Source organism: Legionella lytica, assembly GCF_044626755.1.
In the GTDB taxonomy this organism is placed as follows: domain Bacteria; phylum Pseudomonadota; class Gammaproteobacteria; order Legionellales; family Legionellaceae; genus Legionella; species Legionella lytica_A.
Genome location: NZ_JBGORX010000002.1, coordinates 421,146 through 447,464, shown reverse-complemented (window position 1 = coordinate 447,464; position 26,319 = coordinate 421,146). Strand labels below are relative to the sequence as shown.

Sequence of the window (26,319 nt, the reverse complement as noted above, 5' to 3'; positions counted from 1 at the left end):
ATATGGATCATGCCACCCAACTTACACTGTTTGTAATTTTTGTTGCATTTTGCTTTGACTTTATCAATGGTTTTCATGATGCAGCCAATTCAATAGCCACCATTGTGACGACTAAAGTGCTTAGCCCGCGGCAAGCCGTTATATGGGCTGCATTTTTTAACTTTATTGCCTTCTTGGTCTTTAATTTAACGGTAGCCAAAACAATTGGCCAAGAGCTGGTTGATCCCCAGATTATTAATACCCATGTAATTTTGGCCGCCTTGCTTGGGGCTATATTTTGGAATTTAGCCACCTGGTATTATGGCCTCCCCTCAAGCTCATCGCATGCGCTTATAGGTGGTTTGGCCGGAGCCGCCGTTGCTAAAAGTAGTTTTGCTTCATTAAAAATAGCCGGTTTCGCTAAGGTCATTGGCGGTATTTTTATTTCTCCCATGCTAGGTTTAATTGTGGGTCTACTCATTACGTACAGCGTGAAAAAACTATTCCCACGCCGACGTAAAGCCGGCATAAAAAAATGGTTTAGTGGTGCTCAATTGTGTACCTCCGCCTTGCTCAGTTTAACGCATGGTAGTAATGATGCCCAAAAAACCATGGGTATCATCGCCGTTTTGTTATTTTCCAATGCTTGGCTGGAAGGCCCCTTCTATGTTCCTTTGTGGGTAGTCATTTCCTGTCAGGCCGTAATTAGTCTAGGTACCTTGTTTGGTGGCTGGCGTATTGTCCATACTATGGGCACTAAAATTACCCGCCTTAACGCCATGAGGGGCTGTGCTGCAGAAAGTGGTGCAGCGATTACCTTATTTATCGCCACCCATTTTGGGGTACCGGTTTCCACCACCCATACCGTAACCGGAGCCATAACCGGGGTAGGGCTTACTCAAGGCTGTAAAGGTGCTCATTGGGATGTAATCCGGCGAATTTTCTTTTCCTGGTTATTAACCGTTCCTGCGGCAGGATTGTTTGCTGCGGCGTTAATATGGCTGGGGATATAGAATTTTAAGCGGCTAATAATGCCCCGAATTACCGTGGCTTTGACCGCTGTATCCAGCCTCCTACGCGCTGGATAGGAGTATCTGCATAAGCACCCTCAAAATAAGGTATTTTAATTTTCTTGCTTTTTTGCTGATTACGCTATACTTAAAAAAAGCGATTTAATCTGCATAAGTTATTTTATGTTGATTAAACCCAACAGCGCTCATGGATTTTTTTCGTATGAGGCAAGGATCACAAATGTCTAAGCCCCTTAATAAACATAATTTCACTAAAACACCGCAGTTAACATTAAGTGAACAACGAGAAATTGATAAAAAAATAGAGTTTGAAACATCACTCTCTTTTCATAGCATGGTTAAACTTGGTGCATTTGCAAATATAATAGGAGCCTTCCTTTATGTTCTGGCGCTGTATAATTCAGCTGAATCACGATTAAGCATCTATTGGTACGTCACATTAGTCGCCGCCAATTTACTCAATGTCATGTGGGGGCTTCGTTTTGAATACAATCGGATTACGTTGACAGAAATCCGTAAATGCCGCCAAGGATTCTTCTATTTGCTCATCACCATCTGTTTGATCTGGGGTAGTATCGGCATCTTATTTATGAATGGCCCCCAACAACAACTCACAACCATTATCTTTTTATCCGCCGTGTTAATTTGTTTTTCATTCTCAACAGCAATGGATTTGACCATGGGGCTTTCCAGTATTGTCTGCTTACTGGCACCCACTATTCTTTATCATATCGCATTCTCTCCAAGTGTTGCAGACAGTCATCACATCAACATGCCCATTACCGCGGCTTTTTTGATCTTGGGGCTATTCATGATCATCGCCTGCTTTATTGGCAATAAAATCATTCGCCAGGTCGTACGTCTAGGCTATGAAAATGAATTACTGATGGCAAAATTGACCAGCATGAATGCGATTCTGGAACAACGCGTAAAAGAACGTACAGAGGAACTAGAAACTTCATTAAAATTAGTTACCTACCAGGCAACCCATGACTTGTTAACCGAATTGCCAAATGAGCGTTTACTTTATGAGCAAATCCATCTCGCCACTGAAAATGCCATGAACAATCATTATAGTTTTGCAATCGCCTGCTTTTCCCTCAATGGCATGATAAAAATCAATGACAGTATTGGCCATCAAGCAGCTGCGACCATTATTCATCGCATTGCCCAACGTTTTGCACTACTCTTTGGCAAAAATAATCAATATTTCATCTCCTTATTACGCCAAGATGTCTTTGTCATCTTAATTGATGCGATTTCCGATGAACTGGATATCAGCACCAGCGTGCATGATTTTTTTGCGGTAATCAAAGACCCCGTATACGTTGCAAAGCAAGAATTGAAATTAACTGCAAGCATTGGCGTCAGCATCTTTCCACTCAATGGTCGTGATGCCGATACCTTGATCACCAACGCCGAGGCCGCACGGGTTTTAGCCGCGCAAAACGGGGGCAATAGTGTCCGCATTTACAGCACCATGATTAATGCCGATGCCACTCGCCAACTCAACATAGAAAATCAACTCTATCGTGCGATTGAGAAAAATGAATTAACCTTAAACTATCAGCCTTTTATTGATCTGGAGACCGGAGCCATCTGTGGTGCAGAAGCGCTGCTACGTTGGAAAAATCCCATCTTAGGCAAAGTATCCCCAATAGAATTTATCCCCATTGCGGAAATGAATAACATGATCATCCCCATTGGCGAGTGGGTATTGCGCACCGCCTGCCTGCAATTAAAAAAATGGCAAAAGAGCGGTTTTACCAATTTCAAAATGTCGGTGAACTTATCAGCAAGGCAATTAGCGCAACAAAATCTGGTCGAATGCATTGCCGAAATATTAGCCTCCCAAGACGTGGACCCCAAGTATCTGGAATTAGAGCTAACCGAGTCAGAAGCCTTTAAAAATGAAGCCATCCCCATTGTGAATAAATTCCGGGAAATGGGTATCTCCTTAGCTATTGACGACTTTGGCACCGGTTATTCTGAATTTAGTAATCTGAAACTATTTAAAGTAGATCAGATTAAAATTGATAAATCCTTTATTCAGGATATCGATGTCAGCGTCGATAGCCGTAATATTGTGTGTAACACCATCGCCTTAGCCAATAGTATGGAAATTAAATGCCTGGCAGAGGGGGTGGAAACCATGGAACAGGTCAACTTTTTGAAAGAAAACGGCTGCCACATCATGCAAGGATTCTATTTCAGCCACCCCCTGGAAGCTAAAGATTTTTATAAGCTATTGAAAAAATACTCGAACACGTCTCATAAGAAATTGGCGAATAGCTAAATAGTTCTGCTGAGAGCCTGCCCGAGATATCTATTATTCGCCTAGGTGAGAAAGAGCATTCCCATTACCGGATGGCTGCAAGGCTATTGATCAATTTTTACGTGTAACGCTTCTGTAGTACTTTTCCACGCTCTTTTCATAATTTCAGAATTAAAAGAAAAGCCAAAATCCCCCTGACGATTTAAAGCAATGACGCCCATTTCCCCTTTTAAACGCTGATTACGCTCGTGAACCACATGGTCGCAAGCTTGCTGCAATGGCATATTAAATTCCATCATCATCGAAATGGTATGCGCAACCACGCCGCGAATTAAGTATTCCCCCACCCCAGTACCTGAAACCGCGCAGGTCTCATTATTGGCATAACAGCCAGCCCCAATAATGCAGCTATCGCCAATACGTCCCGGAAGGCTATTGCTTACCCCACCAGTTGAAGTGCCCGCCGCAATATTGCCATACATATCTAAAGCAACTGCACCGACAGTACCGGTCAATTTTTTATTACGCCGTTCTTCCTTGCTTTCGCTTAAGAATAAACGTTGAAATGCTTCATATTGATGCGGTGTGATAAAATAAGACTTAGGCTCCAAAGGAAGCTGATAATCCGAAGCTAACTCTAATGCACCATAACCAGAAAGAAATACATGGGACGTTTTTTCCATCACCAACCGCGCAAGACTTATCGGATTTTTAACGCACTCAACCATGGATACTGCCCCAGCCTGTAGCGAACTTCCCTCCATAATGGAGGCATCCATTTCGACTTCACCGTGACAGTTTAAAGCTGCACCACAGCCGGCATTGAATAAGGGATTATCCTCCAGCACTTGCACCGCAACAACGACAGCATCTAATGCACTCCCTCGCTTTTCCAGCACCGCATAGGCTCGTTCTACCGCCAGAGATAAGCCCAGTTCAACCTCGCGCTGATTCTCACGTAAAAAGCCACTGTCTTCGCTTGCCCCACCATGTACTGCGATCGCAATCTTGTTCATAAGCTCCCTCGAACTTTATTCTTTTTCCGCAGGAATCGCCGGATTTTTCAATGCCCGATGACTAATAGAAAATTGGCAACCTTTAACTAAAAGGTGTACCTTGAGATTCTCCACAAAGACAGCCTCCCCTGCATCAACGTCAGTGATATTGGTTTGATTAATATCCCTGCCATCAATGATGACCACCATTCCCGAACCATAACATTCTGCATCAGAGCCATTTTTTATCACCAAGGCCGTATCCTCCCCCAAACCAATACCTAATTGTTCGGGGTTCATAATAATGGCGTGCGCAAGACGACTAAAACGCCCTCGCTTAATAAAATGAGTATCGATGATGCAGGATTGTAAAAAACCAAGTCCGGAACAGGTGGATAAATTACGATAAATTAAGGCTTCCGATAAACCGCCACCCATAATCATAACCGAAGACATAACCATCGCTCCGGCGCTGGTGCCGCCGATAATTACGTCACTGTCGGTATAATAACGCGCTTTAATCATATCAACTATTGGGGTTCCCCCTAAAATGGTCGATAAACGGAACTGATCACCGCCAGTAAAAAAAATGGCTCCAGCTTGCTCAACCCGTTTCAAGTACTCTTTTCCTCGCGCTTCCGCTCTTTTTTTAATTGGGAGAAAATCAATATTACCGTAACCCATATTTTGAAAAACTTGCTCATAGTCTTTTTTTACTTCATTTTGAATTTCCGATCCCGTAGTAATAATTTCGATTTTTTTATTGGATGGAGGCAATAATTCACTCAAAATTTCATAACGTCTAAATTCTTTTCTTTGCTCAGAAACATCAGGTGGAGCATCACCTTTATTTTCTGCCCCACCAATAATAAGCAATTTAGCCTTGGGTATCATCATAAGCCTCACTTTGTACATAAGCGTCTTTTACTTTTTCGCGCATGAGGCCGGTCACACGAAATACATTTTCAACAGCACAAAATATAAAGGTATCCGCACAGTTACCATCCAACACAGTTTCCAAGGCATCGACTTCATCTGAAATAATCTTAATGGTAGGCCTAGCATGTGAACGTTTAATTCCAGTTAATAACAATTCGGTAATTTCATCGTTCGTTCGCCCACGGCCATCGCCATCATGACGAATGATAATTTCATCAAACATGGAGGCAACATGACAGCCAATAACATGAAAATCCTCTGGACGACGGTCCCCTGCCATCCCAATAATGCCTATCTTTTTCTTCCGATAAATACTATCCAGATAATTTTTTAACTCTAAGAATGCTCCTTCATTATGCGCATAGTCCACTAATACATCGCAGTTATTGGGCAAATGGAAGAGGTTCATTCTGCCTGGCAAATTTTCCGGAGTGGGATGAAAATTAAATACGGTATCGCAAATCATTGCTAAAGAAAATTGACAAGCAACCCCGGCAAGCACTGCTGGCAATATATTCTGAATCATGCTCGTAGCCATTCCCTTAAAGCTTAGCGGGATTTCTTTAACTTCGGCTAAAATTTCTCGCTTATGGCCATTACGAATTACGATGTAGCCATTTTTAATATAAGCGGCTAAACCACCGGCATCACAATGCGCTTGAATCGCTGCGTTTTCCGAGAGGGCAAATAAAGCAATCTTACAATCCAACTGCGAACGCAGAGCATAAACCAAGGGGTCATCCGCATTTAAAACCGCAAAACCGCTTTTCTTGGTGCTTAGGGCAACGACGGATTTAACATTAGCTAATTCTTCCAGCGTGCTAATGCCATTGAGCCCCAAGTGATCATTGCCAATATTAGTAATAATACTGACATCACACTCGTCAAAGCCTAAACCAGAGCGCAAAATGCCACCCCGCGCGCATTCTAAAACGGCAAAATCAACACCAGGATCACGCAAGACCGCATCCGCACTTAAGGGACCGCTGCAATCCCCCTGATAAATTAATTTAGTATTTACATAAATCCCTTCGGTTGTCGTCGCCCCCGTAGCATAATTCGCGCGCTGTGCCATATGCTCAATTAAACGCACCACCGTAGTCTTTCCGTTAGTGCCAGTGACCGCAACGATAGGGATAGTTGCCTCCGCAGGTTCAGGATAAAGCATATCCAAAATAGGTTCAGCTACATTTCTTGCTTTGCCATAGGTAGGAGCCAGGTGCATACGTAAACCAGGACCAGCATTAACCTCAATAATAGCGCCGTGATTTTCATTAAGCGGTGTTTGAATGTTGGGAGAAACAATATCAATACCACAAATATCTAAATTGAGGAGTTTTGCCGCACGCTCAGCGAAAAATAAATTTTGCGGATGCACTCTGTCGGTCACATCAGTAGCCGTGCCACCCGCGCTTAAATTTGCTGTTTCCTTTAAGTAAGCAATTTGCCCAGAAGCTAAGACGCTGTGCAAACTTAGATTATGCTGAGCAAGAATTGAAAGCGTACTTTCATCAATCCTAATCTTGGTTAATGACATTTCATGTTCATCACCACGATTAGGATCCATATTCGCCACCTGAATCAATTGTTCAATGGTGGATAGGCCATCACCAACAACGAACGCCGGGGTCCGTTGGGCCACCGCAACAACCTTATGATTGACGACTAAGAAGCGATAATCATTACCAGCAATGTAGCGTTCCACGATAATTTTATCGGAAATCTCCTTCGCCAAAGCAAAACCAAAAACGGCTTTTTCGTAATCATGGATCTTAGTCGTTACTCCTCGACCATGATTGCCATCAAAAGGCTTAATCACTAGCGGATAACCTAATTGCTCAATAGCGCGAGGTAATTCACTCTCTGTTTCAATGGTAAGTCCTGGGGGTACAGGAACAAAATGCTCCTCAAGAATACGTTTGGTGAATTCTTTATCAGCAGCAATATCCACACTGATGGAACTGGTTTTAGAGGTAAGAGCGGTCCATATTTTTTGCTGATTTCGTCCATAACCCAATGTAATCAAGGAAGAATTATTATGACGCTTATAAGGAATTTTTCTTTTCCGCGCCTCATCAATAATGGCTTGCGTACTGGGACCGAATCCTTCGCTTCTTTTTATTTCTTTTAAATGAGCGAGATCCTCTGCAAAGGATGGATATTCTTTTCCCTCAGCTAGAGCACTCACCAAATTCACTGCCGCATAGGCAGCATAAAGGCCCGCTTTTTCCAACTCATAGGAGAATATAACCTCATAAACCCCATGTTTATCGGTTCCATAGGTTCTGCCAAAGCCACAATCCATACCGGCCTCACATTGCATTACCAAAGCAACATGCTCGATAACATGTCCTAGCCAGGTACCTTCTTTCATACGCTCGACAAAGCCACCTTCGTAGCCTAAGGAGCAAAAATCTTTTCTTAAACCTGGCAAATAACTAAGTAATTTATCTTTAAAACCAGGTAAACAATTTGTAGGAAGTTCTTCATATTGTTTTAAATCAAGCGTCATTACGATGAGTTGCTTACGATAGTTTGACCAGTAATTAGGGCCTCTCATTACTTGTATTTTCAAAATATTCATTATCAATTCCTTTGATAAAAAACGCCTTAGATTAGTACGCGCATTGCTGTTTTAGCGTAGGCAAAAAAATTAAAATAATCCAATATTTAATGAAAATTTTTCATGGGCTGTTTTTATTAGCAAAAAATGGGTGCATGTCTTTATTATCGAAATTCTTATCTGAAAAAGCGCATATTATACCTTTTCGCAATCGTAAAAAGATGCGCAAACAACCCCTGAGCCCGATAAGTCTCTATTAAATAATAACAAAAAAAAAATCCTGGATTCAAGGATGACTTTATTTCACAGTATTGATAGCATGACGCTATCAAAAGGGATCGTTTTTGCAAATGGAAATTGTCTATGCACAATATTGTTGCTATGCTCCAAAACCGAGCACAAAAATCTCCTGCCCATAATGCGCTTCTTTATTTAGAAGATGGCGAATATGAAACTCCATGGCTCTCCTACGGCGAGCTAGACCGACGCGCCAGAGCAATTGCCGCCTATTTACAGGCCCAAAATAGGCGCAGCTGCCGGGTGATTCTCTTCTTCCCCAGCGGCATCGAATTTACTATCGGCCTGATGGGCTGTTGGTATGCGGGAGCCATAGCGGTTCCCATTCCCTGTCCTAATAAAGTAGATGACTTGGACAAGCATCTGGCCTTGTTCCATTGCATTGCCGAGGATGCCGAAGCCACCACCGTCTTGACCACCGAAATCTATAGTCAAGCTCTGGAAGCGGTGGTAAACAAAGAAGTCCTTGTCCTAACTAGCGATATCATCAACCTAAACACCAGCAGCAATTATCAAACGCCCCCCCTTACTGACGATAGCATTGCCTATCTCCAATATACTTCCGGCTCCACTTCAGCGCCCAAAGCAGCAATTGTTACCCATGGTAATTTAAAACATAGCTTAAGCCAAACCATCAAAGCCTGGCACTACAATAATAAGAGTGTCACCCTCAATTGGGCCCCCCATACCCATGTCTATGGCTTAGTTTGTGGCCTACTGGTGCCCTTATATCATGGCAGTCCCGCAATTATCATGGCACCCGCTGTCTTTATTCAAAAACCGGTTCTTTGGCTTAAAGCCATCAGCAAATACCGTGCCTCTCATGGTGGCGGGCCTAATTTTGGTTATGATTTATGCGTCCGGGATATTAATGAGGCGGAGCTTGCTGAACTCGATTTAAAACCATGGAAAGTCGCGGTCAATGGCGGGGAAATTGTCCAGCAAAAAACGCTCAGTGCCTTCGCTAGTAAATTCCAAATCTGTGGCTTTGCCTTAACCCAGTTCGCATCGGCCTACGGTATGTCCGAAGTGACCGGAGCGATCGCGACTACCTACGAACAGATCCCCACGACTGGACAACAACAACGCGTAAGTAGTGGTAAATTATTAGCAGGCTTACATGCCATCGCTGTAGATCCTGAAAGTGGATTTCCAGTTGCAGCAGGTGACATAGGCGAAATCTGGTTATCTGGAAAATCGGTAGTCTCTGGCTACTGGCGCCGCCCCGAGGAAAACCATGCCGTATTTAAGGCACAAGTTCCTGGAGACCAACGCCATTATTTTAAAACGGGTGATTTAGGCTTTATTAGCGCCAATGAATTGTATCTGACCGGTAGATTAAAAGAAGTGATGGTGATTTACGGGAAAAAATATTATCCCTTAGACTTTGAAATCACCATCGCCGAAACTCTCAAACAATTTCAGTTGAATGTACCGCAAATCGTCTTTTCCACCGATATTGGCGGGCAAGAAAAAATTATCGTGGTACAGGAATTAGATCCCGATGGTGATCCCGCATTATGGCAAAGCATTCAAGATGCCATCCATCATGGCCTGATGCGCCAGCACGGAGTCGATGTTCATGAGGTTATCTTAACGCCTAAAGGTGCGATACCGCGAACCGGGAGTGGTAAATTACAACGGAAAAAATGCCAGCAAGCCTATGAAGCCCAAACCTTAACGAGACTGCATGGAGATAATCGTCCACAAGCCACTGTTGCGGCGCATGACGACTCCTTAAAAGCACACTTTAGCGCCTTAGTTGCCAAGATATTACAGCTTGAGTTAAGTCAAATCGATTTGTATAAACCTCTAAGCCGTTATGCTTTTGATTCCATTAATATTATCAAGCTAATCTCGCTGCTTAATGAACACTATCAATTAAACCTATCGCCCGCAACCCTTTATGAATACGCTACATTGGCCGCGTTTTATAACGAGGTTTTAGCAAATCAAACAGAAGTAACGAAGCCCTCTACCCCCCCCCCACACTCTGATGCCTGCAGCGACATTGCCATTATTGGCATGAGCGGCAGCTTCCCCAAAGCGGCCGATGTAGATACCTTATGGGAGAACTTATCCCAGGCTAAAGATTGCATCAGCGAGGTTCCGGCCTCACGCTGGGATTGGCGTAATCTCACCGTGCAATGGGGTGGTTTTATGGAAAGCGTGGATCAGTTTGATGCCAGCTTCTTTAACATTTCACCACGTGAAGCCGAATTAATTGACCCACAACAACGACTGTTTTTACAAACGGTATGGAAAACTATTGAAGACGCAGGCTATACCAGCAACGTGATTGCCGCCATAAAAACCGGCTTATTTGTCGGGGTCTTCAATCATGATTACGCGGAATTATTGCAGCAAAATGAAGTCATGGATGCCTATCTGACTACCGGAACCATGAACAGCATGATAGCTAATCGCATCTCTTACTGTTTAAATCTACGCGGCCCCAGTGAAGCGATTGATACAGCCTGCTCCAGTTCCTTAGTCGCAATTCATCAAGCGGTTAATGCCATTTTGCAAGGCGATTGCGAGTTAGCCATTGCCGGCGGGGTTAATACCCTCCTGACCCCAACCTCCTTTATTTCTGCGCATAAGGCAGGCATGCTCAGTGAGGATGGGCGATGCAAAACCTTCGACAAACAAGCGAATGGCTATGTACGTGGCGAAGGCGTAGGTGCTATTTTATTAAAAAAACTCACCACAGCTCTTGAGGATGGTGACCATATTTATGGGGTAATCAAAGGAACCGCCATTAATCACGGCGGCCAGGCCAACAGTTTAACCGCCCCCAACCCCAATGCCCAAGCAGAGGTCATTGTAGCCGCCTGCCAACGTGCGCAAGTTCCGGTTAACACCATCAATTACATCGAAACCCATGGCACCGGAACACCATTAGGCGATCCGATTGAAATCAATGGCTTAAAAAAGGCCTTCCAGCAGCTGGCCAAAGAGCAGAACCTTGCGGAACTCCCCCCTGGCTATTGTGGTTTGGGTTCGGTAAAAACCCATATTGGTCATTTGGAATCGGCTGCTGGAGTCACTGGCGTCATTAAAGTTTTACTGTCCATGCATCACGAAGAGGTGCCTGCGAACCTGCATTTGCAGGAATTAAACCCTTACATTGACATTAAAGACAGCCCTTTTTACCTTCTCGAGCAACCGATGCCCTGGCCGAAAAGACCAGAGCAAAGCCCAAGACGCGCTGGAGTGAGCTCCTTTGGCTTTGGCGGCACCAATGCGCATGTGATTTTGGAAGAAAGTCCATCCCGAAAAAATAGTACGGCAGCCATGCCTGCAGCACCGTATTTGATTACCTTATCGGCCATGACCAGCGTTGCCCTACACCAACGCATGGCCGATTTACTTAACTGGCTACAACGCCAATCTGATTTACCTTGCATGGCCGCATTAAGCTATACCTTAAATGCCGGCAGACAACATTTCGACAAGCGTTTTGCCGTTATTGTGGAGCATGTTGGGGAGCTCACCGAGTTGCTGCAATTTATTCTCTCCGACACCGATGCGACGCATAATTTATCAGTAGCCCCCCACCCAGAAGCCTTAGTCGCGTTACGTGATACCTACCTGCAAGGCAAGTCTATTGATTGGCAACAATTTTATGGCAACTATCAACAACGAATTTCCCTGCCTAGCTACCCCTTTGCGCAGGAAAGCTATTGGCTGGAGCAAAAAAGCAAAACGCGGCCAGGCATACATCCACTCATTGATGAAAATATTTCCACCCTAAATGCGCCGGCATTTAGCAAGCAATTTACCGGTAAAGAGTTTTATCTCAGTGAGCATCAAGTGCATAATGAGTCGGTTTTACCCGGGGTAGTCTGTTTGGAAATGGCGCGTGTTGCCGCCGACCTGCTCTTAGTTAATCAGGGTATAGTGACCAGTTTAAGACAAATTTTCTGGAAAAAACCCATTAAAGCCACCGATCTGGCGCAATCACTGCAAATTCATTTAACTCCAGAAATAGAGGGCATTTCCTTTGCGTTGAGTAATCCACAAAAAACTCAAGAATACGTCAGCGGTCACCTGCACTATCAGGCAGAAAAACCGCGAGCCCCGCTGGCAACTTTTGACCTGCAACAGCTGCTACTTACTTTACCTAAACAACAAAGTACCGAAGAAATTTACAGCTATTTTAAACAATCCGGCTTAGTATACGGCCCTGAGTTCCAAGTAATTCAATCACTCGATTACGATGAGACGCAATTACTCGCTAAACTAGCGCTGCCCAATGCCAAAACAGCCGCATTGGGCTTATACCCCAGCCTCTTCGATGGCATCTTCCACTGCACTCAGGCCTTACTGAAAAATCGCCAGGCCTTATATCTGCCTTTTGCTCTGGAGCAAATGGATATTTATGCCCATTTACCCGAAACCTGTTATGTCTATGCGCAGCGATGCACGGAGACATACGAAGAACAATTCCCTAACTTTGATTTGCAAGTCACGGATCATGATGGGGCTTTATTATTGGCCATTAGCGGCTTTACGCTCTGCGCTCTGGATACGCCACATCCCGCAGCGAGCTTAGGTTATTATCAACCACTCTGGCAGGAAGCTCCATTAAGAGATACGGCAACTACCACCGCGACGTCCCTCCTTATTTTAGGCAGTAATCCCGCCACCATAAAAACCATTCAAGCACAATTTACGCAAACGCAAACCAGCAGCCAACTTATTGAAAATTATCATCTGCCTAATATTAAAGGGCGAAGCGAATCCATTCCTGAATACATTTTATTGGCCCTGGAAGAACATGATGAGGCGAACTTACCCATCGCCATGATGATCCAAAAGCATTTAGCACAGACCTATTACTTGCTGAACTCTTTAATTGCAGCAGTAATCAAATTAAAACCCGAACATCAGGTGCACATTCTATGCATCAGCAAGGAAGGCTCTATTTTTGCCCGCGCCTTAGCCGGGTTAGCCAAAAGCCTGCACCGGGAACAGCCCCTAATTACTTGCCGTATTCTGGAAATGCATGATTTACAGCTGCTTACCCAAGAGCTGGAACAAGAGGCAATGCACGTGCGCTATGATCAACAAAATCGCCGTTATACCAATAGCTATGTGCCACTGCCAGCACCCAGTACGGCAACCGCAACAACAACCCTAAAACAAGCTGGGGTTTATTTAATCACTGGCGGCCTGGGGGGGCTGGGTTATTTAGTGGCGCAACATTTAGCGCTTCACCATCAAGCAAAACTGGTGGTAAGTGGACGCTCGTCTCTGAGCGAAACCCAATTAAAACAAATTGCCGACTTAGAACAACAAGGTGCCGCGGTCCTCTATGTGCAAGCAGATGTCTCACGCTCCGATGAGGCCCAAGCACTGATTCGCCAAACCAAACAACATTTTGGTGTCATCAATGGCATTATTCATGCCGCAGGCATCACTCAGGATGGTTTTATTGGCCATAAAACGATGGAAGCAATCGCCGCCGTTTTAGCACCGAAAGTCCAAGGAGCCTGCTATTTGCATGCGGCAAGCAGCAAAGAGGCGCTAGACTTTTTTGTCGTATTTTCTTCTGTCGCCGCCATCTTTGGTAATGCGGGGCAAAGTGACTATGCCTATGCGAATTGCTTTCTTGATGCATTTGCCCAAGAACGCGAACAACAACGCAGTCAGGGCCATTGTTCTGGACTTACGCTGAGTATCAATTGGCCCTTTTGGGAGGATGGCGGGATGGCCCTCGCCCCCGAATACCGACAAGAGCTAGAACGCAACTTAGGCATCGTCAGCCTGAGCAAGACGCAAGGTTTAACTGCCCTGATGCATGCCTTAGAGCATGCGCAGACCCAATGCATCGTATTACCCGGGTATCAAGGCCAATTAAGACAGGCCCTAGAACGTCATGCCCGCGTAGCCAAAACGACAGCACCATCCACCGCCAATGCGAGCCCTGGGCTGCATGCGCAAACCGAAGGCTGGTTAAAAGCATTAATCGCTGAAAGCGTAAAATTAGCGCCCGCACAATTAGATAAAGAGCAGGCATTTGAGCATTATGGGATTGATTCATTAATGATTATTCAATTGAATCAGCGTTTAGAGCAGGAATTTAGTGGCCTGCCGAAAACTTTATTCTTTGAATACCAAAACTTAGCCACCTTAACCGATTATTTTGTTAAATATCATGCACCGCAATTAGCGCTGCGCTTTAGTACAAGTAGCCCCATACCGCAAGGAAAAACCCCAAGCTCTTCGCTCACCATCCCCACCAAACGCCTGCAACTCCCACGCAACCAAAAAACAGCCAATTCGGTTACCAAAGATGATATTGCCATCATCGGCATTAGCGGCCGTTTTCCGCAAGCACAGAACCTAGCCGAATTTTGGGACAATTTACAAGCCGGCAAGGATTGTATTACGGAAATCCCGAGTGAGCGTTGGGATCTATTGCATTATTTTGCTGCCGAGAAAGACGCGTTAGGTAAAACCTACAGTAAGTGGGGTGGTTTTTTACAGGATGTCGATAAGTTCGACCCCTTATTCTTTAATATTTCCCCACGCGAAGCCGCACTGATGGACCCACAAGAGCGGCTGTTTTTAGAAACGGCATGGCAAACCATTGAAGATGCCGGCTATGCGCGCGAACAATTGGCTGGTGGCAAAGTGGGTGTCTATGTGGGGGTCATGTATGGTGAATATCAATTATTTGCCAGTGAATACCAGGACAGCCAGCACTTTGCGCCAACCAATTCGGTATTCGCCTCCATTGCCAATCGCGTCTCCTATTTCTTTGACTTTCATGGTCCCAGCATCGCCCTAGATACGATGTGCTCCTCATCACTCACCGCCATTCATTTAGCCTGCCAAAGTCTACGGGAAGGCGAGTGCCAGTTAGCGCTGGCTGGCGGAGTCAACCTTTCCTTACATCCCAACAAATATTTATTATTAAGCCACGGCAAATTTTTAGCCAGCGATGGGCATTGCCGCAGCTTTGGTGAAGGTGGTGATGGTTATGTTCCAGGCGAAGCGGTGGGTGCTGTTTTATTAAAACCATTATCCCTGGCTCTACAAGACGGTGATAACATTTATGCAGTAATTAAAGGCAGCCAACTCAATCATGGTGGCAAGACCAATGGCTATACCGTGCCTAATCCCAATGCCCAGGCAGAGTTAATTGCCGCCACCTATCAGAAAGCTAATCTTTCTCCCACTATGGTGAGCTATGTGGAAGCACATGGGACGGGAACCACTTTGGGCGATCCCATTGAAATTGCCGGCTTAAATAAAGTCTTTAAACAAGATGAGTACTCCCAGTACGCTCTTGGCTCAGTAAAAGCAAACATCGGCCACTGCGAAGCCGCTGCGGGTATTGCCGCCATAGCAAAGGTGGTACTGCAATTACATCATCAGCGCCTAGTGCCATCTATTTTGTCGACCAATTTGAATAGTAATATTGACTGGTCGAATACCCCATTTACCGTCCAGCAAAGCCTAAGCGAATGGCCCCGTCCGCCAAACGGAATACGTATCGCCGGGATTAGCTCTTTTGGTGCCGGGGGTGCCAATGCCCATGTGATTCTTGCTGAGGCGCCCCACCAAGCAAAATCAGTCGCTCCAGCAAAATCCCACTATTTGTTGACCCTATCAGCAAAAACTGAAATGGCCTTAAAACAGCGAGCCCACGATCTCAGACACTGGTTAACACAACATCCTACAGCCAATCTGCAACAGATTAGCTATACCTTAAATGCCGGTAGGAGCCATTTTGATTACCGCTGCGCGTTAGTCGCAAGTACCATTGACGAAGCCATCCAATTGTTGCAACAGCTGGATGCACCAACGCTACCAGCGCATCTATTGATGCAGCTGCAAGGGAACGTGAAAACCGAACCGAAAGTAATCAGCCATACCATAATCCCCTTACTGTTGCAGCAATTGGCCTCAGGCCAACAATATCAAGACAACCTAGTAGCCTTAGCTAAATTTTATGTTGACGGCTACACTCTCGATTGGCAGCAGGTGCATGCACAGGAAACGTTGCAAAAAATCGCCTTGCCTACTTATCCCTTTGCCAAGGAACGTTATTGGTATAGCGATACGGAGCAATTAACTGTACAAGAGATAGAGGCGCCGACCAGCCTTTATGCAGAAAGCTTCAATGAGAAAGTGCGCGCCTTTTTAATACGCCAAGTATCACAGCTACTAAACATTGCCCCTCAACGCTTAGTAGTTGAAAAAAGCCTGGGAGACTATGGCATGGATTCAGTGCACTTTATTGAATTAGCCAAACGCATTTCCAAGCACTATAAAGCAGAATTTACCCCTGCTATCTTTTACACCCACAGTAGTATCCTGGAGATTAGCCAATACCTTAGGGCACAATTTCCCGAACCGGTTACGCAAGCGCACGCACAGGTTATCTCCCCCTCGCTCACTAAGACTTATACACCTAAAGTGCCCCCCTTTCAGCCTGAAGCCAACCATGATATTGCCATTATTGGTATCCATGGCATCTTCCCCCAATCTGCCGATTTAACCAGCTTTTGGCAACACCTACTCGCAGGCCACGACCTAATTACGGAAGTGCCACAGGAGCGTTGGGACTGGCGTACTTATTATGGAGATAGCACCCAGCATCCACATAAAAGTAATTCCAAATGGGGGGGATTTATCCAGGATATGGAGCAATTTGATGCCAGCTTCTTTAATCTTTCCGCGCGTGAAGCCAACCTGATGGACCCACAACATCGCCTCTTTTTGGAAAGCGTGTGGAAAAGCATTGAAGACGCAGGCTACAATCCACTAGAACTGGGTACAGCGAAAGTGGGGGTTTTTGCTGGGGTTGAATTTAGCGAGTATCAAACCCTCATTGCCAAACAACAAAAAGAGTTCCACGGTTTTATTGCCACTGGCAACTCCCACAGCATGTTGGCTAATAGAGTTTCCTACTTCTTTAATTTCCAGGGCCCTAGTGAGGCGGTGGATACAGCCTGTTCGAGCTCCCTCGTCGCCATTCACCGTGCCGTGCAAGCAATCCGCTATGGCGAATGCGAGCTCGCCATAGCCGGGGGAGTGAGTTTAATGCTCAATCCCGATACCCTGGTGGTAACCAGCCAGTTAGGAGCACTTTCTGCTGATGGTCGCTGCAAAACCTTTGATAAATCAGCCAATGGTTATGTCAAAGGCGAAGGGGTGGGTAGCATTTTACTCAAACCCTTAGCGCAAGCCCAACAAGAGGGAGATCATATTTATGCGATAATCAAAGCCTCAGCAGTAAATCATGGCGGCAAAGCCCAATCGCTGACCGCGCCCAATGCTAAAGCGCAAAGTGAATTACTGATCAATGCCTACACCCAGGCCAATATTAGCCCGGAAACCATCAGCTATATTGAAACCCACGGTACCGGTACCGCCTTAGGCGATCCGGCAGAGATCGAAGGACTAAAACTGGCATTCGCCAGCCTGTTAGGGCCTCAAGCTAAACCATGCAGCATTGGTCTTGGCTCGGTGAAAACGAACATTGGTCATTTAGAGCCCGCTTCCGGCATCGCCGGTTTGCTGAAATTAATTCTGGCGATGACCCATGAACAATTGCCAGGCCTCTTGCACTTGCAGGAGTTAAATCCCTTTATTAATTTGGCAGATAGCCCTTTCTACATTGCCCAAGAGACTCAACGCTGGACACGCAGTCAAGATGCAACCGGTCAGGAAATACCGCTGCGCGCAGGAATTAGCTCTTTTGGTTTTGGCGGCACGAATGCCCATGTGGTGTTAGAAGAAGGGCGTCCTCATCAGCCCCCTAGAGAATTACAACAAGCGAAACCTTATTACTTGCTAACCCTCTCAGCGAAACAGGCATCCAGCTTGCAACAACAGATCAAAGCCTTAAAACAGTGGCTGGAACAACAGCAAAACCCCGTATCTTTAAGTTCATTAAGTTTTACCCTCAATCAGGGGCGTGCGCATTTCTTGCATCGCTGCGCCTTAGTAGTGGCTTCCGTTGAAGAGTTATTAGCCGCGCTAAACAGCTTAAGCAATGCAGAAATTCCTGAGTTCTGTCTATTAAATGAAGGGCAAACCTACTCCATGCAAGGTCCGGTTTTACATGAAATTTATCAAGCGACCCTCAATGCCTTGCACCCAGTAAACGACGCAAGTCAGTATCGTCATAAGTTATTTATTCTAGCGGACTTATATACGAAACATTACCCCATTGATTGGCCCATTCTCTATGCCCGGGAGCCCAAACAACGTATTGCCTCCTTACCCGCATATTCTTTTGTGAAACAACGCTATTGGTATGATTTGGAATTGCAGCCGACACCAGCGACCACCACCACCCCACCCTTGACGGTGACTAATTCAGCCGCCAGCGATGTGCATAGTTGGGCACTGAACTACTTAAAACACCTATTTGCCGAAAAACTACGTACCACCCCCGAGCTTCTCGATGCCAATGAAACCTATGAAGTTTATGGGGTTGACTCCCTCATTGGTTTGGAAATTACCAACCGCTTGGAAAAAGACTTTGGCAACCTGCCAAAAACGCTGCTGTATGAGCGCAATCGACTTAAAGATTTGGCGACTTATTTACTCAAGAAACACCACGAACGATTACTCGCTTTGGGAGCTAATGCAAGCTTAGCGGTTAATTCAGAAACTCCAGCGGTCCCCATTGTCGCAGAGATAAGAGGCTCGGTCACAAACAGCTCTCGCGACATTGCCATCATTGGCTTAAGCGGCACCTTTCCCATGGCCAGCACCATGGATGAGTTTTGGCAAAATTTAAGTTCCGGACGCGATTGCGTGGGCCAGGTGCCTAGCGAGCGTTGGGACTATAAACAATATCCCCTCGTGATTGGCGGTAAAGAGCACTACCTCCCCCATGGCGGGTTCATCCCCGATGTGGATAAATTTGACCCCTTATTCTTTAATATTTCTCCGCGTGATGCCGGGTTAATGGATCCGCAAGAGCGTTTATTTATGCAGTCGGTATGGTCCACCTTAGAGGATGCCGGTTATACCCGCGAAAAATTAAAGTACAGCACCAATAATGCGGTGGGGGTCTTTGCCGGAGTGACCTATAATTTCTACCCCTTATTTATTGCGGAAGAATGGCAGAAGGGCAATCGGGTTCCTTTAGATATTCAATCTTTTTCGATAGCCAATCGTATTTCCTACTTCCTGGACATCAATGGCCCAAGTTTTGTGGTGGATACGGCGTGTTCCTCATCCCTTGCCGCCATTCATTTAGCCTGTGAAAGCATCGTGCGCGGTGAATGCGCAATGGCCATTGCCGGGGGGGTCAATCTATCCTTACACCCCAGCAAATATCATTTCTTAGGCAGCTTTAATTTTATGTCCGAGCAGGGGCGCTGCACCAGCTTTGCCGAAGGCGGAACCGGCTATGTACCAGCAGAAGGTGTAGGCTCCGTCTTACTTAAACCCTTAGATGCCGCCTTGGCGGACAATGATACGATTTATGGGGTCATTAAAGGCAGTAGCATGAACCATGGTGGCAAAACCAGTGGCTATACGGTACCCAATCCCAATGCCCAGGCTGCGGTGATTCTGCAAGCCCTAAAAACCGCCAATATTAATCCACGTACCATTTCCTACATTGAAGCGCATGGAACCGGCACCTCCCTAGGCGACCCTATAGAGATTCGCGGCTTACAAGAAGCTTTTGAAAGCTATAGCCAAGATACGCAATATTGCGCCATTGGCTCAGTTAAATCGAATATTGGCCACTTGGAATCTGCAGCGGGAATTTCCCAATTAGCAAAAGTCTTACTGCAAATGCGCCATCAACAATTGGCCCCCAGCCTGCATGCCGAGCAATTAAATCCTTTTATCGATTTCCAAAACTCACCTTTCTACGTCCAACGTGAGCTCCAAGAATGGAAACCAGAGAATAATATGGCTCGCCGTGCCGGACTCAGCTCCTTTGGTGCAGGGGGTGCCAATGTGCATATGATTGTTGAAGAATATCAGCCGCCAAACCAGCCAACGCCAACCAGCACCGGCCCTTACCTCTTCGTACTCTCGGCCTTGAATGAAGATCGACTCCGTGCCCGGGTACAGCAAATGCGAGAGTATTTGCAAAATAATCCCCATACGGATGCAGCGATATGGCTACAGAATGCCTGTTACACCTTACAGGTAGGTCGTGAAGCGATGAGCGCACGGCTTGCGATTGTTGCCGCCAACAAAGCCGAGTTACTCGCGACCCTCACTCATTATCCACAAACTGCGACGAATATGTGGGTCAATCTGCAAGCAACTAATAGCCTGCCACCTGCCGAATTGGCGACGCTAATGCAAGAGGCTCGCCAGGCAGAATTAGCCCACCATTGGGTGGCTGGGGTTAAAATCGATTGGCAACAGCTGCATGCCTCAGAGTCTCGACGAATCGTTTCTTTGCCAACCTATCCCTTTACCAAGCGTCGTTGCTGGATCCCCACCGCTGAGATTACGACAGTCGCCCCCAAAAATCACCCTTCCACGACAGCACCCGTAATGGCAACGGCTCCGTCACTGGATACCCACGAGTGGCTCTATGCCACCCATTGGCAAAAAACGCCTCTGGCAGCAAGGCAAAACCCAAGGCTTCCGGTAGGAAAATGGTTGATCTTTAGCGATCAAGAATTAGGTTTGCTCTTGCAAGAAGAACTAGGGGGTAACTCCTGTATTTATTGTTTTGCCGGTGAGCAATACAGCCAACACAACCAACAAGTGTATTACATTAACCCGGAGCAAAAAACCGATTACCTGGGTCTATTTGCGGCTATTCATCAAGAATATGCCCACCAATTACAAGGAGTTATCTATTTAAATAGTCGTGCCACAACCGAGCCAACGCAGGACTTATTCTATTTATTTAAAGCGATGATTCAACATACTTGGGCAGCCCCATTAAGGTTTGTCCTAGTCTCTCAAAGCGCGCAACAGGTAAATGATGCCGACTGTGTCGATATAGGGCAGCATCCACTCTGGTCGATGACCCGCATTTTTGCCGCCGAACAAGCCAATTATCAGGTGCTGCTCTTAGACCTGGATGCCAAAGCCAGCCTGCGCCACAATGCGCAGAACCTGGTTAAGGAACTTGGAGTACTGCAAGCCCAGCAAAACCATATTGCCTACCGCGAACAAGAACGCTACAGCATTCGCTTTAGCCGCGAATCATTGGCCGCAGACTTACCCGCATGGACACCTCCGGTCGCCGCCTTAATTACCGGTGGCTTAGGCGCTCTAGGTTATGAAGTGGCCGAGTATGTGGTAGCACAGGGAACTCGCTTTGTTTTGCTGACTGGAGCCACCGAACTATCGACGCAAACTAGCGAAAAGAATCATTTACTGCAGCAATTGACCGCCAAGGGAATCGAGGTTAAATACGCCGCCGTGGATGTGGCGGATCAAGAGAAAATGCGCCGGCTGATCCAGGAAACCGAAAGAACCTGGCAACAGCAAATCGATGGTGTATTTCATTTAGCAGGAATCACCACGGATAATGTGCCTATAGCCGAAATGAAAGAAAGCTTGTGGCATGAGGTGCTCAAGGTTAAGATGCAGGGCGCTCTCGTTTTGCATGAGTTATTCAGGCAAGCCCCCATATCCAGCTTTGTGTTATTTTCATCGATTGCCGCTGTACCGCATTTTGGTATGGCCGGACTTAGTGCCTATGCCGTAGCCAATGAGTTTCTCAGCGGTCTGGCGCTCTATCGGCGCAGCCAGCACTTACCCGCCTTAAGTATTAACTGGGTCGCCTGGTCCGAAAAGGGCATGAGTCATCGTCATAATCATGATGCCTTTTTAGATGCGGTGGGCATGGCCTCTTTAAATATTAAAGATGGCATCAGCCTTTTGCATACGCTGCTACGCAGCAATCCGGCAGAAGTCACCGTATGTAAGCTGCAGTGGAAAAAGTTTTTCCAAGTGAATCCAAGCGCGAAACAACTGGACTTTTTCGCTGATTTTGCTGCCGAATATGCCCCAAGTCCTCAAGCCGCGGTGGTTTCGAACCTCTTTCCCGAACAAATCGCCTCCTTAGTTCTACAACTATTAGCCCAGGTTTTAGCACTGGAAATAAATGAAATCGATGCCGAAACCCCTTTTGAACAATATGGTATGGATTCCATTACCGGCATTAGTTACACCGAACAATTAGGCACCCATTTCCCGGATGTGGTCTCACCAATGGATTTGTATCGCTACCCCAACCTGCAGCAATTAAGTGAATACATCATGCACAAGGTACAGATTGCTGCCTCCGCAACACCATCCCCGACTTTGGCAGATGCACAAGAAGAGTTAAATCTGGAGCACTTGGATTATGACCAATTGAATGAACTGCTCGAAGCAGAATTAAAAGAGCTGGAGTTAGCTTATGACTGATACGACGACCTTAAAAAATGCCTTGCTCATGATCAAAAAACTGAAAAAGAAACTGCAAGAACAGCAGGAAAAGTTATTTGAGCCAATTGCCATTATTGGCATGAGCTGCCGTCTACCGCAAGCACAAAATCTTCAGGAGTTTTGGGATTTACTCACTCAGGGCAAAAACGTGATTACTCCCATCCCAGAGGAACGTTGGGAATTACTCAAAGAAACCCAGGAAAAAGCACAACATAACCCCACTCTAGCCTATTGGGGTGGTTATTTAAATGATATTGATGCCTTTGACGCCTATTTTTTTGGCATTAGCCCCCGTGAAGCCTTGCGCATGGATCCCCAACAACGCCTGCTTTTGGAAGTCGCCTATGAATCGCTGGAAGATGCCGGCTTAAGCCTGGAGCGCTTAAGTGGCTCCAATACCGGCGTTTTTTCCAGTTTATATGCCAGCCAGTTTAGTCATTTACAACAGCTCGACTCCGACATGGATGCCTTACTCATTCCCACCGGCAGCGCCATAAGCATGGGAGCTAATCGGTTATCCTACATTTTAGATTTACATGGGCCGAGTATGGTATTAGATACGGCCTGCTCTTCCTCCCTGATTGCCATACAATTAGCCTGCCTAAACTTACACGCCAAAGTCTGTGAGCAAGCCGTGGTAAGTGCAGTTAATATTAATCTCTTACCTTCAATTCATGCCGTCTTAGCGAAGGCGACTATGCTCTCCCCTACCGGCCAATGCCACACTTTTGATGCGCAAGCTGATGGCTATGTGCAAGGCGAAGGAGCGGGAGCGATTGTGTTAAAACCCTTGTCTCGCGCCTTACAGGATAAAGATAAAATCTATGCAGTCATTAGCGGCAGTGCCGTGAATCAGGATGGTAAAACCAATGGCCTTACCGCGCCTAACGGCTTACAGCAAGAACAATTACTGCGTGACGCCTATCGCCATGCACACATCGATCCCGCGCATATCTCCTATATCGAATGCCATGGTACTGGCACCTTTCTTGGTGACCCGATTGAGGTGCAAGCTTTAGGCGAGGTCATCGGTAAACAACATACCGAGCAAAAACCATGCTGGATTAGTTCTGTGAAAACCAATGTGGGGCATTTAGAGCCGGCAGCAGGGATTATCAGTATGATCAAAACGGCCCTCATTTTAAAAAATGGGGTCATCCCACCACACCTCAATTTTCAACAGGCAAACCCACACATTCCCCTGGCCAAATACCATTTATCCATTCCGCAAAAAGTGCAACCATTACCACGCTATGGAGAGGTCGCAGTGGCCGGGGTGAGCGGTTTTGGTTTTGGCGGTGCCAATGCCCATATCGTATTGCAGGAGTTGTCGTTAAGTGAGCAATTTGTACCGGCCCCAGAAATCAGCGGTCAGAATGAACTATTTACCCTTTCTGCGAAGGATACCAATGCCTTAAATGATTTAATCAGCCTATGGCAAACCTACTTAAAAAATAATGCCGGTATCCACTTAAGCCAACTGTGCTATAACTTACATGTGCGCCGCAGTCACTATCCACTGCGCCTGGCGATAATTAGTAACTCCATTACCGATTTAACGCAAAAACTTAGCACTATAAATGTAACCCATCAACTAAACATTGAGGGGGTCTTTATTAATCTGCAAGCGAAAAAACAGAGTAATGCAGTAAAAATCAGCGAATTTTCGGATTTAATCAGCTTAGCAACCAGCTATGTGCAGCAGGTAAACATCGATTGGCAAAAATATGAGCAACCGCGTTCTTATGCAGCCCTCGACTTACCGGCATATCCCTGGCAGCATAAAAAATATTGGCCACGCCTAGGTGCGATGGCTAAGCCTAAGTCAGTAGTAAGCTATCCTCTCCGCGGCAAAATGCTCGCCTCGCCGTTATCCACGCAGCAATTTGAATTTATCTTTGATCATCAAGCCCTGCCCGAAATCCAAGACTCATTTTATGTATTACATGCGGGCTATTATGTGGAAATGCTCGCCTATGCCGCCCAGCAACTGGCTCCGCAAGCACCCTTGCACATCCAGGAAATGAGTTTCTCATCCCCCCTCTTAGTACTCGCCGGGAAAACCGTATGGGTGCAGCTGATTATTGAAGCGATTAGCAATCACCAAGCCTTAACCTTTAGTTTTTATAGTAGTGACAGTCAGAAACATTGGATAAAACATGCAATGGGTACTCTGAGTCTACAGCCCCACGCAGCCGTGCCAGCCCTCAGAGATCAAGACTTACCGCATCAATACCACGGCAGTGGAGAATCTTTTTACCAACGCATTATCAACATGGGCATGCCTGCTGGCGACAGCATACGCTGGACAAAACAATTCTGGACCAAAGACCTGAAACTGCTGAGTGAGTTACGTGCCGCCAAAACGAGAGAGCGCAGCGAGCAATTTATGCTGCAGATGCATCCTGGAATTATTGATGCCTGCATTCAAACGCTTTTTTTGCTCTTACCCCCCCAATTAATGAAGCCTTATATTGCATCGCAGATAGGGCAAATCGAAGTGCATCGTCATGCGCTGCCCAAGTATATTTATACCGTTTTAAAAGAGTTACACCCCGAGGGGAAAACCATTATTGGTGATTGGTATTTATTGGATGAGCAGTATCAAGTGCTGATGAAATGCAGCGATTTATGCATGACCCAGCTCAACGATACCATGCACATCGATAAGATGATGCAGATTCAAGCACAATTTCAATGGGATGCATCCTTACCCTATGCAGAAGGTAAAACCCAACTTATCCAGTATTTATGCGAACAATTCGCCATTATTTTTGCCATGCCGATTGCTGATGTCAAGGTACAACTTTCCCTGCATGATTTAGGCATGGATTCATTGATGGCTTTAGCAGTAATTCGCGTTATCGAAGCGAGCTTAGGTCTAAATTACTCCCTACCCTTCATCATGCAAGGCCCCTCCATTCAAGAAATCGCCGAGCAAATAATGTTGGATAAAGGCATCAAAGCGCCAGCAAGACTTCCAGCAAGCAAAAACAATAACCTCTGGGTCATGAGTCACAAAATAAAACCGGAAGCGAAACTACGTCTATTTTGCTTCCCTTATGGAGGCGGGGGCGCGTCGATGTATCGCGAGTGGCAGCAAGAATTTCCTGATTTTATTGAGGTTTGTCCAATCCAGTTACCAGGGCGGGAAAACCGTATGGAAGAGCCTTCTATCACCGATATTGAGACATTGATTCCTTTACTGGCCACCCAGTTACAACCTTATTTTGATTTGCCTTTTGCCTTTTTTGGCCATAGCTTCGGCTCGCTTCTTAGTTTTGAGCTCACCCGCTATTTACGTCGCCAGCAGCTCACTCAACCGGTACATCTTTTTGCATCAGCCTATCCTGACCCGCGCCTGCCCTCTAAAAGCCTGGATAATTTGCTGCATACCTTAAAGCAAATGCAGGTGAATTTATTTGATTTAAATCAGGAGCACTTAGGGCAATTAAACGAACAACAATTAAGTACTTTAGCCACGGTATTTAAACAAAATGGCATCGTTGATTACAGTGATGAACGGATGAATAAAAGTATTATTCAAGTACTACTACCTATTTTTGTCGGCGATATGCGGATAGTAAAGAGCTATACTTATACACCTGAGCCCTCATTGCAGTTAGCCACGACGGTATTTTTCGGGCAGCAGGACACGTGGGTAAGTCCGGAAGATCATCAAGGCTGGAGCACACACTCTCTGTTAGGTTGTGAATTTAAGTCATTTAATAGTGGGCATTTGTTTATTAGAGAAAAAGAAATAAGAACGCAGGTTATCCACCACATTACTGAAGCACTATGTCATTTTAATGAAGAAACCTATGAACTAGGGACTGTTTAGCAGCG

General features: G+C 45.8%; 7 protein-coding genes. 4 read left to right on the top strand and 3 right to left on the bottom strand.

Features of this window, described 5'->3' with window-relative positions; genetic code table 11:
* The first annotated feature begins 2 nt into the window (after positions 1-2).
* Together ACD661_RS09180 and ACD661_RS09175 are read left to right on the top strand one after the other, a co-directional pair.
* On the top strand, positions 3-992 hold the full coding sequence (locus ACD661_RS09180; protein ID WP_400187564.1) for an inorganic phosphate transporter: 990 nt from the start codon (positions 3-5) through the stop codon (positions 990-992).
* Positions 993-1,230: 238 nt separating this feature from the next.
* The gene (locus ACD661_RS09175) at positions 1,231-3,306 is read left to right on the top strand and encodes a putative bifunctional diguanylate cyclase/phosphodiesterase (RefSeq protein WP_400187563.1); all 2,076 of its coding nucleotides are present in this window, start codon (positions 1,231-1,233) and stop codon (positions 3,304-3,306) included.
* Positions 3,307-3,389: 83 nt separating this feature from the next.
* On the opposite strand, the gene ACD661_RS09170 is transcribed toward ACD661_RS09175, so the two are convergent.
* From ACD661_RS09170 to cphA, 3 genes are read right to left on the bottom strand one after another with little or no spacing between them, the layout of a single operon-like run.
* The gene (locus tag ACD661_RS09170) at positions 3,390-4,301 is read right to left on the bottom strand and encodes an isoaspartyl peptidase/L-asparaginase family protein (protein ID WP_400187562.1); all 912 of its coding nucleotides are present in this window, start codon (positions 4,299-4,301) and stop codon (positions 3,390-3,392) included.
* A gap of 15 nt (positions 4,302-4,316) precedes the next feature.
* Positions 4,317-5,177 (bottom strand): cyanophycinase, encoded by an 861-nt coding sequence (locus tag ACD661_RS09165; RefSeq protein WP_400187561.1) that lies wholly within the window; start codon positions 5,175-5,177, stop codon positions 4,317-4,319.
* Entirely contained in the window at positions 5,158-7,803 is a 2,646-nt protein-coding gene (gene cphA / locus ACD661_RS09160) for a cyanophycin synthetase (protein WP_400187560.1), read from the bottom strand. Before cphA ends, ACD661_RS09165 begins: the two co-directional genes overlap by 20 nt.
* 342 nt (positions 7,804-8,145) lie before the next feature.
* Between cphA and ACD661_RS09155 the strand changes: the two genes are divergently transcribed.
* Positions 8,146-22,452, top strand: a complete 14,307-nt coding sequence (locus ACD661_RS09155) for an SDR family NAD(P)-dependent oxidoreductase (RefSeq protein ID WP_400187559.1) — start codon at positions 8,146-8,148, stop codon at positions 22,450-22,452.
* A complete protein-coding gene (locus tag ACD661_RS09150) occupies positions 22,445-26,314 on the top strand; it encodes a beta-ketoacyl synthase N-terminal-like domain-containing protein (RefSeq protein WP_400187558.1) in 3,870 nt (1,289 codons plus the stop codon). Before ACD661_RS09155 ends, ACD661_RS09150 begins: the two co-directional genes overlap by 8 nt.
* The last annotated feature ends 5 nt before the right edge of the window (positions 26,315-26,319 follow it).

Bases quoted from the DNA above. Each gene is read 5' to 3' on its own strand.
- ACD661_RS09180 (WP_400187564.1), top strand. From the start codon at position 3: ATGGATCATGCCACCCAACTTACACTGTTTGTAATTTTTGTTGCATTT.
- ACD661_RS09175 (WP_400187563.1), top strand. From the start codon at position 1,231: ATGTCTAAGCCCCTTAATAAACATAATTTCACTAAAACACCGCAGTTA.
- ACD661_RS09170 (WP_400187562.1), bottom strand. From the start codon at position 4,301: ATGAACAAGATTGCGATCGCAGTACATGGTGGGGCAAGCGAAGACAGT.
- ACD661_RS09165 (WP_400187561.1), bottom strand. From the start codon at position 5,177: ATGATGATACCCAAGGCTAAATTGCTTATTATTGGTGGGGCAGAAAAT.
- cphA (WP_400187560.1), bottom strand. From the start codon at position 7,803: ATGAATATTTTGAAAATACAAGTAATGAGAGGCCCTAATTACTGGTCA.
- ACD661_RS09155 (WP_400187559.1), top strand. From the start codon at position 8,146: ATGCACAATATTGTTGCTATGCTCCAAAACCGAGCACAAAAATCTCCT.
- ACD661_RS09150 (WP_400187558.1), top strand. From the start codon at position 22,445: ATGACTGATACGACGACCTTAAAAAATGCCTTGCTCATGATCAAAAAA.